At 70.8% G+C, this 14544-nt stretch carries 13 protein-coding genes; 10 read left to right on the top strand and 3 right to left on the bottom strand.

Annotated features, from left to right (window positions below; genetic code table 11):
* The first annotated feature begins 84 nt into the window (after positions 1–84).
* From AC5R91_RS23095 to AC5R91_RS23060, 8 genes are all read left to right on the top strand, one after another.
* The gene (locus AC5R91_RS23095) at positions 85–1095 is read left to right on the top strand and encodes an ABC transporter permease (RefSeq protein WP_495393409.1); all 1011 of its coding nucleotides are present in this window, start codon (positions 85–87) and stop codon (positions 1093–1095) included.
* A complete protein-coding gene (locus AC5R91_RS23090; RefSeq protein WP_495393408.1) occupies positions 1092–2030 on the top strand; it encodes an ABC transporter permease in 939 nt (312 codons plus the stop codon). Before AC5R91_RS23095 ends, AC5R91_RS23090 begins: the two co-directional genes overlap by 4 nt.
* A 280-nt stretch (positions 2031–2310) precedes the next feature.
* On the top strand, positions 2311–4023 hold the full coding sequence (locus AC5R91_RS23085) for an ABC transporter substrate-binding protein (RefSeq protein WP_495393407.1): 1713 nt from the start codon (positions 2311–2313) through the stop codon (positions 4021–4023).
* A gap of 263 nt (positions 4024–4286) precedes the next feature.
* Complete coding sequence (locus tag AC5R91_RS23080; protein ID WP_495393406.1) at positions 4287–5600, top strand: NtaA/DmoA family FMN-dependent monooxygenase; 1314 nt, start codon at positions 4287–4289, stop codon at positions 5598–5600.
* A gap of 57 nt (positions 5601–5657) precedes the next feature.
* Entirely contained in the window at positions 5658–6947 is a 1290-nt protein-coding gene (locus AC5R91_RS23075) for an NtaA/DmoA family FMN-dependent monooxygenase (RefSeq protein ID WP_495393405.1), read from the top strand.
* A gap of 77 nt (positions 6948–7024) precedes the next feature.
* The gene (locus tag AC5R91_RS23070) at positions 7025–7531 is read left to right on the top strand and encodes a flavin reductase family protein (protein WP_495393404.1); all 507 of its coding nucleotides are present in this window, start codon (positions 7025–7027) and stop codon (positions 7529–7531) included.
* A gap of 72 nt (positions 7532–7603) precedes the next feature.
* Complete coding sequence (locus tag AC5R91_RS23065) at positions 7604–8443, top strand: MBL fold metallo-hydrolase (protein WP_495393403.1); 840 nt, start codon at positions 7604–7606, stop codon at positions 8441–8443.
* A gap of 169 nt (positions 8444–8612) precedes the next feature.
* Entirely contained in the window at positions 8613–10154 is a 1542-nt protein-coding gene (locus AC5R91_RS23060) for a serine/threonine-protein kinase (protein ID WP_495393402.1), read from the top strand.
* Between the two features lie 28 nt (positions 10155–10182).
* Here the strand turns inward: AC5R91_RS23060 and AC5R91_RS23055 are convergent, their stop codons facing one another.
* Together AC5R91_RS23055 and AC5R91_RS23050 are read right to left on the bottom strand one after the other, a co-directional pair.
* The gene (locus AC5R91_RS23055) at positions 10183–10740 is read right to left on the bottom strand and encodes an NUDIX hydrolase (protein WP_495393401.1); all 558 of its coding nucleotides are present in this window, start codon (positions 10738–10740) and stop codon (positions 10183–10185) included.
* Between the two features lie 678 nt (positions 10741–11418).
* Positions 11419–12543 carry an IS630 family transposase gene (locus AC5R91_RS23050; protein ID WP_495393400.1) on the bottom strand — a complete coding sequence of 375 codons (1125 nt, stop codon included), beginning with the start codon at positions 12541–12543 and terminating at the stop codon, positions 11419–11421.
* Positions 12544–12634: 91 nt separating this feature from the next.
* Here AC5R91_RS23050 and AC5R91_RS23045 point away from each other — a divergent pair, with 91 nt between their 5' ends.
* Entirely contained in the window at positions 12635–12988 is a 354-nt protein-coding gene (locus AC5R91_RS23045) for a hypothetical protein (protein WP_495393399.1), read from the top strand.
* A gap of 152 nt (positions 12989–13140) precedes the next feature.
* Positions 13141–13737, top strand: coding sequence for a hypothetical protein (locus tag AC5R91_RS23040; protein WP_495393398.1), 597 nt, complete (start codon positions 13141–13143; stop codon positions 13735–13737).
* Between the two features lie 25 nt (positions 13738–13762).
* On the opposite strand, the gene AC5R91_RS23035 is transcribed toward AC5R91_RS23040, so the two are convergent.
* On the bottom strand, positions 13763–14419 hold the full coding sequence (locus tag AC5R91_RS23035) for an adenylate kinase family protein (RefSeq protein WP_495393397.1): 657 nt from the start codon (positions 14417–14419) through the stop codon (positions 13763–13765).
* Positions 14420–14544 lie beyond the last annotated feature (125 nt).

Genomic DNA, 14544 nt, shown 5'->3' with positions numbered 1-14544 from the left:
CCGGCCGGCGCCCGGCGCACGCCCGCGCAACGCACAGGAAGGGCCAGCCCGATGAGGGAGATGCTGCGCCGACATCGGTGGTGGATGGGCAGGGTCATCGCGCTGCCGTTCCAGTTGCTCGTCTTCGCGGCCGTGTCGTTCCTGCTCGTGCAGAGCATCCCGGGCGATCCGGTGGCCGTGCTGACCGGCGGCCAGGCCGACAAGGCGAACTACGCCGCGATCCAGAGGCAGCTCGGCCTCGACGGCAGCCTGCTCCATCAGCTCCTGCGCTACCTGGGACACACCGTCCAGCTCGACCTCGGCAACTCGATCATGACGGGCCGGCCGGTGGCCCACGAGTTCAGCGACCGGCTGCCGGCGACGATCGAGCTGGCGCTGATGAGCCTGTTCTTCTCGATCCTGCTGGCGGTCGGCCTGTCCTACCTGGCGGTCGTGCGGCCCCGCAACCCGGTGTCCTACATCGTGCGGGGCTACGCCCGGATCGCCGGGGGCCTGCCCGACTTCGCGATCGGCGTCGCCGCGGTGTTCGTGTTCTACGCGACCCTGCACTGGGCGCCCGCGCCGCTGGGCCGGCTGTCCTCAGGCGTCGACGACGTCCCGAAGGTCACCGGACTGCCGTTCCTCGACACGATCCTGACCGGCCACTTCGACGCGACGTGGTCGATGGCGGGCCACCTGGTGCTCCCGGTCGGCACGCTGGTGATCAGCCAGGCCGGGGTCCTGGTGAAGATGCTGATCGCCGGGCTGGAGGAGGCCGTCGACGCCCCGCCCACGCGGTTCCGCATCGCCTCGGGCGCCTCCCGGGCGATGGTGCGGGCGAGCCTGTTCCGCCGCGCGCTGCCACCGGCGGTCACCACCTCGGGGACGCTGTTCGGCTACGCGCTGGGCGGCGCCGTCATCGTCGAGTCGATCTTCGGGTTCACCGGGATCGGCGGCTACCTCGGCGATGCCGTGAGCAGCGGCGACATCCCGGCCATGCAGGGCTTCCTGGTGATCGTCGCCGCCGTGTCCCTGCTGGTCTTCCTCATCGTCGACCTCGTGAACATGAGCCTCGACCCGCGGCGGCGGCCCGGGGTACGGACGGAGGGATCATGACCACGACACCGACCGTGGGCGTCGCCCCGGCAGAGCTCGGCCCCCGGCCCGCCGGCGCGCCCGTCGCGCCGGCGACGGAGAGCACGCCGGCCGCCCCCAGCTCCGCAAGCGGCGAGCGCGCGCGGTGGCTGCGCCTCGGGCTGCGGCTGTTGCCGCTGGCCATGCTGGTCATCGTAGCGATCATCGGCCCGTGGGTGGCCCCGCACAACCCCGAGCGGGTCAGCGGCCCCACGTCGGCGGCGCCGAGCGGGGCCCACCTGTTCGGCACGGACACCTCCGGCCTCGACGTGTTCTCCCAGACGCTGGCCGCCACCCGGACCAACGTCTGGGTGGCCACCGTCGTCGTGCTGCTGGCGACCGCGGCCGGCGCGCTGCTCGGCCTGCTGACCGGCATGAACGAGTCCTCTCGCGGCCCGCGCGGCGTGATCGCCCGAGTCGTCGGACGGGTCGTCGACTTCGTCCAGGCGGTGCCCGGCATGCTGCTCGGCCTCGTCGCCGTCGCCTTCTACGGCGCCTCCGTCACCACGCTGGTCCTGACCCTGGCCGTCGTGCTCGCCCCGCTGCAGGCCCGCCTCGTGCGCACCGAGGTGCTGCGGGTCCGCTCGGACGCCTACGTCGACGCCGCCCGGATGGCCGGGCTCAGCGAACTGCGGCTGACCCTGCGCCACGTCCTGCCGAACTCCTGCCGACCGGCGCTGGAGAACATGTCGGTCATCTTCGCGGTGAGCATCATCCTGACCGCCTCCCTGGGCTTCCTCGGCGCCGGCCTGCCCACGCCGAAGCCCGAGTGGGGCTCGATGATCTCCCGGGGGGCGACCGACGCGGCAGTCGGCAACTGGTGGCCGGCCACCTTCCCCACCCTCGCCCTGATCCTCACCGTAGCGATCATCGCCACCACCTCGTCGACCCTGCTCGGCGGCCGGCGCGGCCGGTAACGCCGCCCCCATCCGTCCGCGCCGGTGCCCGCCCCGCGCGCGCCGGCCACGCCGGGCGCAGCAACCCGCTGACCGCCCGTCCCGCCCACCCGCCGCCGGCATTCCCTGCGCCCGGAATCCCTCTGCCGGCGTCCACCCAGCGCTGTCCCATCGAGTGCTGGCCCGCCCCGCGCCGACCCGCACCGCCCCGACCCGCACCGCCGTCCCCCGCCGTCCCGGCGCGGGCGGGCCTGCGAGGTCCCCCTGGCGTCTCGCTTCGTTCTCTGACAGGAGTGCACTGATGCGTGTCCGTCTCGCCTCGCCACGAGGTGACCGACCGGGAGCCGGTGTCGCCGGCTCCGGCGGGCACCGCCGGCTCGCCCGCACGGCCAGCGCGGCCGTCGCCGGCGGCCTGGCCCTCACGCTGGCCGCCTGCGCCGGCAGTTCCAGCTCCTCCTCTTCCTCCTCCTCGGGTTCCTCGGGTAACACGGACTCCCTCACCGAGGCGGTGGCCGCGCTGCCGACGGCGTTCGCCTACGACGCGGGGGCGTTCACCTACGAGGGCTTCGAGTTCCAGATCAACACCCAGGCCCAGCTCGTGCGCAACCCGACGGTCACGGCCGACCGGCCGAACGGCTCGCCGATGCAGAACTTCTTCAAGTTCGAAGGCGAGCTGGCGAAGAGCTACGACGTCAGCCCCGACAAGCTGACCTACACCTTCCACCTGCGCGAGGGTGTCAAGAGCGTCGCCGGCCACGAGCTGACCGCCGACGACGTGCTGTACTCCTACGAGCGCAAGTGGAACTCGACGTCGGTCGCGCCGTTCATCTCCAAGCCGGCCATCTACGACCCGGCGAAGCAGTTCAAGAAGATCGACGCGCACACGGTCAGCATCACCATCGACCGACCCGGTGACGGCTTCACCCTGCTGTCCCTGCTCGCGAACGTCAGCGGCGACATCTTCGACAGCACGCTGTTGAAGGCCCACGCGACGAAGGAAGATCCGTACGCGGTCAAGTGGTCGGCGAAGAATGGGAACTACGGCTTCGGCGCCTACACGCTGGACAAGTTCACCCCCGGCCAGAGCCTGGTGCTGAAGGCCAGCCCGAACTACTGGGAGGGTGAACCGGCGATCAAGACGATCACCCAGAAGGTCGTCACGAACCCCGGCACCCGCACCAACCTCCTCCAGAACGGCGACGCCGACATCGCCGTCCAGCTCCGCCCGTCCGACGTGGTCTCGATGGCCAAGGACTCGAAGCTCAAGACCTTCAACGTCGACTCCATCGAGTACCTCGACACGTTCATCAACACCACCAAGGCGCCGTTCACGAATCCGCTCGTCCGCCAGGCTCTGAGCTACGCGATCCCGTACCAGAAGATCATCGACGACGTCTTCATGGGCCGCGGCGACCCGATGAAGGGATTCATCAACCCGCATTACCCGAACTACACCACGGACGGGCTGCGGCAGGGCACGTACGACCCGGCCAAGGCCAAGGAGCTGCTCGCCCAGGCGGGGGTGAAGAACGTCAACGCGAAGATCCTCGTCGAGAACAGCATCCCGGCCCTGGAGCAGGCGGCGGTCCAGATCCAGTCCGCGGCGGCCGACGCGGGATTCAACTTCACCGTCGACAAGCAGACCGCGACCGCCGTGCAGGACCAGAAGGAGAACAAGGCGTTCGACATCCAGCTCAACCTGAACAAGGCGATCAGCCAGTCGCCGCCGTACGAGATGCTGCTGTCCCTGACGAAGGGCTCGCCGCTCAACACCTCCAACTGGTCGGACGACGCGTACTACGCGGCCGTCGAGAAGGGTAACCAGGCCGGCGACCCGCTGTCGCCCGCGGCGGGCAAGTACTGGAACGAGGCACAGCGGATCTGGCAGACCGGCCAGCCCGAGATCCCCATCGCCTTCGACCAGCCGAACGTCGTCTTCCGCAGCAACATCGACGGCTACGTCTACCGCTCCGAGGGCGCGATCGACTTCGCCCACCTGTCGAAGAGCCAGTAACCACGACCACTCGGATCGCCCGCGCGGCCGGCACCCGGCCGCGCGGGCGGTTTCGCCGCTGAACGGCCCGCATTCGCGGCGCCGCAGGCGAAAACCAGCCGGCGCGCCGCCCCGCCGGTGGCGCAATATCCGCCGAACCGGCCGGCCGCCGATCCGAAACACGGCTGAGATGTGCTGAGCTCAGCCCGAAGTTCCAGGCACCGGGTTCCAGGCGCAGATCTGCAGGCACGGAGTTCCAGGTTCGAAGCTCCAAGGGAGAAGACATGTTCCACATGGGATGGTTCGTCGGACACGGCTTCAGCGTGCAGTCCTGGAAAGGCACCTGGTCCGGCGCCGGTGCCCGCGAGTGGATGATGCCGGACCTCTACGTGGACATGGCCCGGTCCCTCGAGCGGGCCTGCTTCGACTACATGATCTTCGAAGACGGTCTGATGATTCCCGACGCCTTCGGCGGGAACATGGACACCTACCTGAAGTACAACATGGAATGCCCGCGGCACGACCCGACCGCGCTCATCGGCATCCTCGGCCAGGCGACCTCGCGGATCGGCCTCATCCCGACCATGTCGACGTCGTTCTACCCGCCGTTCATGGCCGCCCGGATGCTGGTCACCCTCGACCACCTCACCCGCGGCCGGGTCGGCGGGAACCTCGTCACCTCCTCCAGCCACCGGGCGGCCCAGAACTTCGGCCACGAGCAGCACTTCGAGCACGACCTGCGCTACCGGATGGCCGACGAGTGGATGGACCTCGTCGGGAAGCTGTGGGGGTCCTGGGAGCCGGGCGCGGTGGTCTTCGACGAGGAGACGGGCACGTTCGCGGACGGCAGCAAGGTGCACACCATCGACTTCTCCGGCGAATTCTTCCGCTGCCGCGGCCCGCTGAACGCCGTCCCCGGCCCGCAGGGCCGCCCGGTGATCTGCCAGGCCGGCGGCTCCCCCGCTGGGCGCGAGTTCGCCGCCCGCAACGCCGACACGGTCATCTGCGTCCCGCTCGGCGTCGCGGCGATGAAGGCCTACCGGGAGGACATGTCCGCCCGGCTCATCGCGGCCGGTCGCAAGCCCGCGGACTGCAAGGTGCTTTACCTCATCCGCCCCGTGCTCGCCGAGACCGACGCCGAGGCGCAGGAGAAGCGCCAGCGCATCCGCGCCGCCCAACGCGAGCAGGCGTCGATCGAGACGCAGCTCGCGGTGATGTCCTACTTCAGCGGTCTGGACTTCTCGAAGTTCGACCTCGACAAGCCGTTGCCCGACCTCACCGGGCAGGTCAACGGCCATCAGAGCTCGATGACGCGCTACGCCAAGGACAGCGAGGACGGCAAGACGCTGCGCGAGCTCGTCTCCACCCACGAGACGACCACGTCGCTGGAGCTGGTGGGCACCCCGGACACCGTCGCCGCACTGATGGGCGAGGCCATGGAGGAGGTCGGCGGTGACGGCTTCCTCATCTCCAACGACGTCGACCGGCACTCCATCGCCCAGATCGCCGACGGCCTCGCGCCCGCGCTCAAGCGCCGCGGCCTGATCCGCGAGTCGTACACGCACGAGCACTTCCGGGACAACCTGCTGGAGTTCTGACCGCCCATCGGCGGCGCCGACATCGAGAAACGCCGACATCGAGAACGGGGAGTGACGATGTTTCACCTGGGCCTGTTCACCGGCTGCGGCGTCCAGTCCTGGAACGGGATGTGGTCCGGCGAGGGCGCCACCGAGTGGCTGCACCCACAGCTCTACATCGACACCGCGAAGGCGGTGGAACGGGCCGGCTTCGACTGCATCATCCTGGAGGACGCCCACTTCATCCCGGACGTGTTCCACGGGAACATGGACTTCGCTTTGCACAACGGCTTCCACGCGCCCAAGCAGGACCTGTTCGTGATGGCGCCGTTCATGCTCACCGCGACCGAACACGTGGGCATTCTGCCGACCCTGACGACGACCTTCCATCCGCCGTACATGGCGGCCCGGACCCTGGCCACCCTCGACCACATCTCGCATGGCCGCGGCGGGGCGAACCTCGTCATGTCGCACAACGACCGCACCGCGCAGAACTACGGCGCCGACGCCCAGGCCGACCACGACGCCCGCTACGACGCCGGCGACGAATGGGTCGCCCTGGTCGAGGCGCTGTGGAACTCCTGGGACCGCGACGCCCTCGTCATCGACCGAGAGCGCGGCGTCTACGTCGACACGGACAAGGTGCGTCCCATCGACTTCTCCGGACGGTTCTACCGCTCCCGCGGGCCGTTGAACTCGCTGCCGCCGCCGCAGGGTCGCCCGGTGTTCTCCCAGGCAGGCGGCTCGGGGCGGGGCCGGGACTTCGCCGCGAAGAACGTCGACCTGGTGATGACGAACGTCACCGGCATCGACACGATGAAGGCGTTCCGCGACGACGTCGTCGCGAAGGCGCTCGCCCACGGCCGCAAGCCCGACTCCTGCAAGGTGATGTTCAACATCGCCCCCGTCCTCGGGGAGAGCCGGCGGGAAGCCGAGGAGAAGCGGCGGCGTTCCCTCGCCGCCGCGGCCGCGAACGTCGAGATCAACCTGGGCTGGATGTCCTACTACAGCGGCATCGACTTCGGGAAGTTCGACCTCGACGCCCCGATGCCGGCGCTGCAGACCAACGCCAGCCGCAGCACCACCGAGAACCTGCGCGAGAAGAGCGGCGGGATGACGTTGCGGGAGTTCGCCTCGTACCCGGCGTCGGGCGCCGTCGAGCTCGTCGGCACGCCGGACGCGGTCGCCGCCCAGATGGGCGAGGTGATGGACGAGGTCGGCGGGGACGGATTCCTCATCCAGCAGCCGATGTACCGCGAGGGGATCAGCATGATCACCGATGGGCTGGCGCCCGCGCTGCGGCGCCGGGGGCTGATCCGCGACGGCTACGCGCACCGGCAGTTCCGGGACAACCTCCTCGACTTCTGACGGCAGCTCCGACTTTCCGGCGGCAGCTCCGACTTTCCGACGGCTGCTCCGATTCCTGAAGGGAGAACGTTGGCGTGATGGGATCCGAGATGACCCTCGTCGACGCGGCGACCGACCCGAAGCTGCTGCGCTCGACGTTCGGCTGCTTCCCCAGCGGCGTGACGGCGGTCTGCGCGCTCGTCGACGGCGAGCCGGTCGGCATGGCGGTGAGCTCGTTCACCTCGGTGTCGCTCGACCCGCCGCTGGTGTCGGTGTGCGTGGCGAACACGTCGACGACGTGGCCGCGGCTGCGGGACCCGGCCCGGCTCGGGGTCAGCGTCCTCGGTGAGACCCACGACGTGGCCTGCCGCCAGCTCTCCGCCCGCGACGGCGACCGGTTCGCCGGGATCTCCTGGCGGGCCAGCGGCGGGGGCGCGCTGTTCGTCGCGGACTCGGCGGCGGCCCTGGAGTGCGAGCTCGTCCGGGAGGTCGCGGCCGGCGATCATCTCATCGCGCTGCTGCGCGTCCATGCGCTCAGCTCGGACACGAACGTGACACCGTTGGTGTTCCACCACAGCCGGTTCCGCCAGCTCGTGGCCCACTGACCAGCCCGCGAACCCGAGTCCACGAACCCGAGTCCACGAACCCCAGCCGCCGACCCGTCCCCGGGGGTGCCCGTGCCGCCGTTCCGTCTTCCCGACCTCGATCTCGACCTGCCGATCTGCCTGACCTGCGGGGTGCAGTACGGCGCCGTGCGGGTCGACTGCCCGGTCTGCGAGGACGAGCGACAGTACGTCGGGTGGGAGGGGCAGCGGTGGACGTCGCTGGCCCGGCTGCGCGCCGAGGGCTACCACGGCGTGCTGCGCCCGGAGGGCGAGCGGGTGACCGGCGTCGGCGCCGAACCGAAGATCTCCATCGGGCAGCGGGCGCTGCTCGTCCAGACGGACGCGGGCAACATCCTCTGGGACTGCGTGCCCTTCCTCGACGACGAGCTCGCCGGCCGGGTCGCCGAGCTCGGCGGCGTCACCGCCATCGCGGTCAGCCATCCGCACTTCTACGGGGCGATGGTCGACTGGAGCCGGACGTTCGGGGGGGCTCCGATCTACGTCCACGCCGCGGATGCCGACTGGCTCGGCCGGCCGGACGGCGCCGTCGAGCTGTGGTCCGGCGACGCGCTGACGATCGGCGCCGGGCTGACCCTGATCAACGGCGGGGTGCACTTCGCCGGCGGCACGGTCCTGCACTGGGCGCAGGGCGAGGGTGGGCGGGGGGCGCTGTTCTCCGGCGACATCCTGCAGGTGGTCCTCGACCGCCGGTGGGTGAGCTTCATGTACAGCTACCCGAACTACATCCCGGAGCGGCCCAGCGTCGTCCGCCGCGCGCTGGCCCTGCTCGAACCGTTCGACTTCGACGCCGTCTACGGCGCGTTCTGGCAGACCGTGGTCCGCGCCGACGGTCAGGCCGCCGTGCGCCGCTCCGCCGACCGCTACCTCCGCTTCGTCACCGACACCCCGTAGCCGCCTTCCTCCTCGACACCGACATCCCATAGCCGCCTTCCCTGCCTTTCCAAAGGGACGAATCGGACATCAAACCCCCCTGATGGGCGAGGAAGGTGAGCCGGTTCGGCGTAGCCTGCAAGACTTCTGCTCCGACGGCTGGACCCGGCGCGGCTCCCGGAGGTCTCCAATGGCGCAGAACGACCCACTCCGCGCGGACGACCCCCGCCGGGTCGGGCCGTACACGCTGCTGGAGCGCATCGGCGCCGGCGGCATGGGCGTCGTCTACCTGGCCCACGACCCTGCCGGTCGGCGGGTCGCCCTGAAGATCCCGGGCAGCCCCGGCCGCGACCACCAGATCCCCCAGACCTACGAGCGCTTCGCCGCGGAGGTGGCGACCCACCGGACGCTGACGAGCGAACGGGTGGTCCGCTTCCTCGACGCCGACGTGCTCGGCCGCCCGCCCTGGGTGGCGCTCGAGTACGTCCAGGGCGCCAACCTGGGCCAGGTCGTGGCCCAGGCCGGCGTCTTCCGCGACCGCTTCCTGCTGGCACTCGCCGCCGAGCTCGCCGAGGCGGTGGCCGACATCCACGCGCACGGCATCGTCCACCGCGACCTGCACCCCGCGAACGTCATCTGCCTGCCGAACGGCATCAAGGTCATCGACTTCGGCCTGGCTCGCGTCCAGGCCGACGACGAAAGCCTCACCACCCAGGGCCCGCCCATCGGCGTCCCGGCGTTCATGGCGCCGGAACGCTTCGCGGGCGTCGTCACCCGGGCCTGCGACGTCTTCGCCTGGGGGTGCTGCGTGGCCTACGCCGCCGCCGGGACGCCACCGTTCCCCAATGTGACCCCTCACGACGCCTACGCCGCCGTCGCGGGCTCCCCGCCGGTCCTGACGAACCTGCCCGGCGACCTCGCCGATCTGGTCGGCTGGGCACTGGAGAAGAGGCCGGCGGACCGGCCGACAGCCTCCCGGGTGGCCGCCGAGCTCCAGGGGCTGGGCGTCCCGGTGACCCGGCCGGCCGCCCGGCCCTGGCCCGCGCGGGCGCTCCCGCTGATCAGCCGATTCGTCCCCGGTACGGCCGACGACGGTGCTGACGACTGGATCAATGACCCGCGCGGCGGGATCGCCGACTCGAGGATCGCCGACTCGCGGATCGGCAACTCGACGATCGGTGACTCGACGATCGGTGACTCGACGATCGGTGACTCGGGCCTGGTCACGACGCCGAGCAGGCCGGACCACCCGGACCGCCCGGACCACAGCGAGCCGGCGCCGATCGGTCGCCGCAGCGCCGGCGGAATGCTGGGAGCGGTGATCGGGGCGGCGCTCTGCCTGCTCGGCCTCACGCTCGCGGCGGGGGGATACGCCGCGGGCGACGTCACCGGGCCGGTCGGCGCCGGCCTGGTGGCCGCCGCGGTGGGCATGCTGGCCTTCGTCCGGGCCGGCAGGGGCGGAGGGTGGGCCGCCCCGGACGCCCCGGGTGCCCCGGTGAGCGCGGGGGCGCCGCATCCACCGGACGGCGTACCCGCCTGGTTCGTCCCCATGACCGTCGTCGCCGGCGGCGTCGCCGGCGGCGTGTTCGGGCTGCTCCTCGCCCGCGGGCTGTGGGTCGACAGCCCCCGGGCGGCAGCGGCGTCGGAGCTCGCCCTGGCCTGCTGTTTCGCGGCGGCGTTCGCGCTGTACCTGCGTGGTCCGGCCGGCACACGGCCGGATTCGACCCGGTAGGCGGGGCACCAGGCCCCGCCTACCAGGATCAGGGCACCAGACGGGATTGCCGGGACGCCTTCGTGAGCTTCTCGCCGAGCTGGCCGGCGACCTGCCCGGGCTCGACCCAGCGGACGCGGGTGCTGACGGAGTCGGGCACGGCGAGGCTGCGGTCCTCGACGTGAAACAGGTAGGTCATCTCGTAGTGGACGTGTTCGGGTTCCCCGCGCGTCGGCGCGGCCTCGACGATCCTCGCCTCGACGTCGAAGGGGATGATCCCGTCGGGGATGACCATGTTCGTCTCCACTCCGGCACGGCGGGCGGCGAGCCCGAGCGCCGCGCCGAGCAGGGACGAGTCGCCCGCGTCCACGTGGCCGCTCGGCAGGTGCCAGGTGGACGTGGCCGAGTCCATGATCTCAAGAACCCGCCAGTCAGGGGAAACGATCGCGGCGCGGCAGGTGACGTGAGCCGGCGTCGTGCTACGGGCTGTGATGACAGGCCCGTGCAGGGCAAGCACGACCAGGGACCGCATGAGGTCCATCTCGTCCGGGTTCGCCTCGATGTAGCCGAGGGCTACACCGATCACCGCGTTGTTGGTGACCGCCACGCTCAGAGAACGTACAGGTGTCGGGTGCTCAACACGGAACACCGGGGCGGGACACTCCGAAGTTCGTACTGCACTCATACCCTCACTTACCGTGTCGAGAAATCTGGTTATATCGGAAGAAATCGGAATGCCAGTTCGGCATGTTCCTGGACTTCCTCGTCCAGTCGCGCTGGGCCGCGAGACGATGCGCGCGACGCTCGGCCACGCTCGGCGCGACGCATCCCTCCCCGCGGGCAACTCACCAGACCGCCCCGGCATCGCGACGGAGTGTGACAGTTGGTCGAGCTTCGCGGCACGCCGGCCGCAACCCCTACGGCATCCCGCACGTCGATCCATCCTTCCCGAGATCGGGTGAAGCGGACAAACAGGGCAAGTACCCGCCTGCCGGGTACCCCGCCCCTACCATCGCTAAACCTCCTTCGTGCCGCAAATCAGAAATTTTGCTCCACCTTCAGTCGAGGGTCGACCTCACCCCCAGGTCAGCCCGGCTGCGAGCGGCCCAGGGCGGCGGGACGCGCGGGCGCCGAACGCGGGGGCAATCGGCACCTGTAGGCAGCACGTTCGGGTGGCCCCCGCAGCGGCGCGGTACCCCCGCGACCGGTGGTCGTGACGGTCAGCCGACACCTCGGGCAGCCGGCGTCCGGCCGCGACTAGTGGGTGCCGCCGCAAGTTCGTCGGTTATGCGGCGAGGCCGAGGCGGCTGGCGGTCTTCAGGAGATCGGCGCGGGTGTACTTCCAGTCGAACGGGGTCGCGGCCTGGTTGTAGAGCGCCTGGAAGCCCATGACCCGGGCCGCGAGCGTGTCGAGGTCGGCGAAGTCACCGCGCTCGATGGCCTTGCGCTGCAAGATCGAGAAGAATACCTCGACCTGGTTGAGCCAGGAGGCGTGTACGGGCAGGTGGACCAGCGTCGCGGTCGGGTGGGCGGCGCGCATCCGGTCGATCGAGGCCTGGCCTCGGTGAGACGAGCCGTTGTCGACGATCCAGAACACCCGCCGCGCCGACGCGTAGGGCTCCTGGGCCATGACCTGGGCGGCGAGCCGACCGAACGGGGCGATCCCGGTGGTGTCCTCGATCCGGCCGATCACCTCGGCGCGGTGGACGTCGTAGGCGGCGAAGTACGCCAGCGTGCCCCCACGGGTGTACTCGAACTCCACCCGCGGGCCGTGGCCGGGCATCGCCGGCGCGGTCGGGTGGCAGCGGTGCAGGGCCTGCAGCTGGGACTTCTCGTCCGCGCTGATCACATAGTCGTCCGGGCCGAGCGGCTCGCCGTCCCAGCGGCGGGCATAGAGGTCCAGGACCCGGGACGCCTTCGCCACGAACGCCGGGTCCCGCGGGAAGATCCACGACCGGTGCCGCCAGGGGCGGATCGCGTCGGCGTCGAGCCAGCGGGTCACCGTCGAGGCGGACACCTCCTCGACGATGCCCTCGCGGACCGCGTGGGCGGCGAGCTCGGCCGCCGACCAGCGTTCCAGCGGCACGTCGACGTCGGCGGGCCGGGTGCAGGCCAGCGCCTTGACCTCGGCGACCTGCACCGCGGTGAACCGGGCCGGCCGGCCCGACCGGGGCCGGTCACGCAGGCCCGCGAGACCTTCCCGGGCGAACCGGCCCCGCCACGTGCAGACGGTGTCCTCGCAGACACCCAACCCGGCGGCGATCGCGGCGTTGCCCAGCCCGTCCGCGGCGGCGAGCACGATCCTCGCGCGCAGCCAGTCACGGCGCGGCACGGTCGCCGACCGGGCACGGCTGGCCAGTTCGGCACGGACGTCGTCGGTCAGGATGACCGCGGTAGCACGGCGAGACACCCTGATGTCCTATCGGGCAGGTCGCACCCGACCATCGCCGCCACCACACCCGCGGGCAACCCGCCCTCAACTGACGGCGACAATGAGAGCCGTGGCAGGTATCCCGGCATCGACGAAGATCTCCCTGCGCCAGCGGCTCGTCGCGCACGCGGCCGAGAACTGGCCCGGGATCCGCGAGATCTCCACCCGCTACCACGGCGCGTTCGCCTACGTCACCGCCACCGACCCCGACGGCGCCCCCCAGCCACTGTGCCGGCTGCGCTACCACGGCTACGCCAACGACTGGGGCTTCGCGATCTGGCGCGCCAGCCACGACGACTACGACGACTCCTACCTGCCCGACGGATCCCCCAGCGGCACCGCCGAAGCCGCGCTCGACCTCGCCGCAGGCCTCTACCTACCCGGCACCACCGATCACCGACGAACTAACGGCGACACCCACTAGGGTCGGCGGGGACGCAACGGCAGAATGCCGACACCGGGCCGCCATCCGTCGGCACCAAGGCACATCGCGCCATCACGTACGCCTTCACCGGCTACCTGGAGCGATGCGGCGGTTGGGCCCGGGAACCGCGGGACGAACGGGAGGACCCCACCGTGGCCGACAGTCAGGCTCTCGGCGCGACGCGCCCAGGGGACCGCCGTCCCCGTCGGGCCACGGTGCTCATGGCGGGGCTCGCCCTGACCGGGTTCGTCGGTCTGACGGCCGGTTGCGGCTCGGACGGCGTCGACCTGCCGGACCCGAGCGCCAGCGCGAGCCTGCCAACGGCACTGCCCACGGCACTGCCGAGGGGCCTGCCCACGGCACTACCGACCGCCCTGCCGACGGCCCTTCCCAGCTCGTTGTCGACGTCCATCCCCGGGGTGGGGAAGATCGATGCGGTGACCGGACCGGCCGCGCTGCACGGCACCAACGTCCCCGCGGACTTCCCCGTGCCGCCCGGGGCGGGGGTGAAGGTCGGCACGACCACCGGGAAGACCTCGACGGTGACGCTGTCGGGGGTGTCCAGCGACCGGGTGGCAGCCTTCTACCGCACGGCGCTGCCGCCGGCCGGCTACCGGATCACCTCGGACGTCGGCATTCCCGGCGTCGCCCGTGCGCTGGCCTTCAACGGGCATGGCGTCACCGGGAGCCTCGGCGTCGCGGGCCTCGGCCAGTCCAACGCGATCGCCATCGTGTTCACGAAGAACTGACGAGGCGGGCGGCGCCGGCAGGGGATCACACCGGCGCGGGGGCCAGGTCCGGCAGGTTGAAGTACCCGCGGATCTCCGTCTGAACGGCCCGCGGCTCGCGGCGGGCGTCGACCACGGCCACGAACTCCTTGCGCTGGAAGATCTCCATCACCGGCTGGGTCTTCTCGTGGTAGTCACGCAGCCGCACGGCCAGCGCCTGGGGATTGTCGTCGGCGCGCTTGCGCAGCGGTGCTCCGCAGACGTCGCAGGTGTCCGGCATGACCGGCCGGCTCGCTATCAGGTTGTAGTCCAGTCCGCAGCGGGAGCACAGCCGGCGGGCCAGCACCCGCCGGTAGACCTCGTCGTCCGGGAGGTCCAGGTAGATGACCCCGTCGATGTCGTAGCTCTCCAGAAAGAACTCTGCCTGCCGCGCGTTGCGGGGAAATCCGTCGATGATGAAGCCGTAGTTCCAGTCGTGGTCGGCCAGCCGGGTGCGCACCACCGATTCGACGAGGTCGTCGCCGACCAGGTGGCCGGCGGCAACCGTCCGCTTCACCTGGGCGCCCAGCTTCGTGTGATTCTGTACGTTCCAGCGGAAGACGTCGCCGACGCTTATGTGGACGAGGTCGAAATCCCGTGCCAGCATCGTCGCCTGGGTTCCCTTGCCACTGCCCTGTACTCCCATGATGACGAACTTGCGCACGAAATCCCTCTCCCGCTCGAATCGCAGGTCGCACAGGTGGTCGGCCGCGGACCGTCGTCCGGTTCATTCCCTGCCGGGTACCGTATCCGCTGAACGAATGGGTCGACCCGGAAGCCACCCGCGTG

The organism is Frankia sp. BMG5.60, assembly GCF_059428125.1.
Note: the sequence above shows the minus strand (reverse complement) of the source record. Positions and strands in the feature narration are given on the sequence as shown.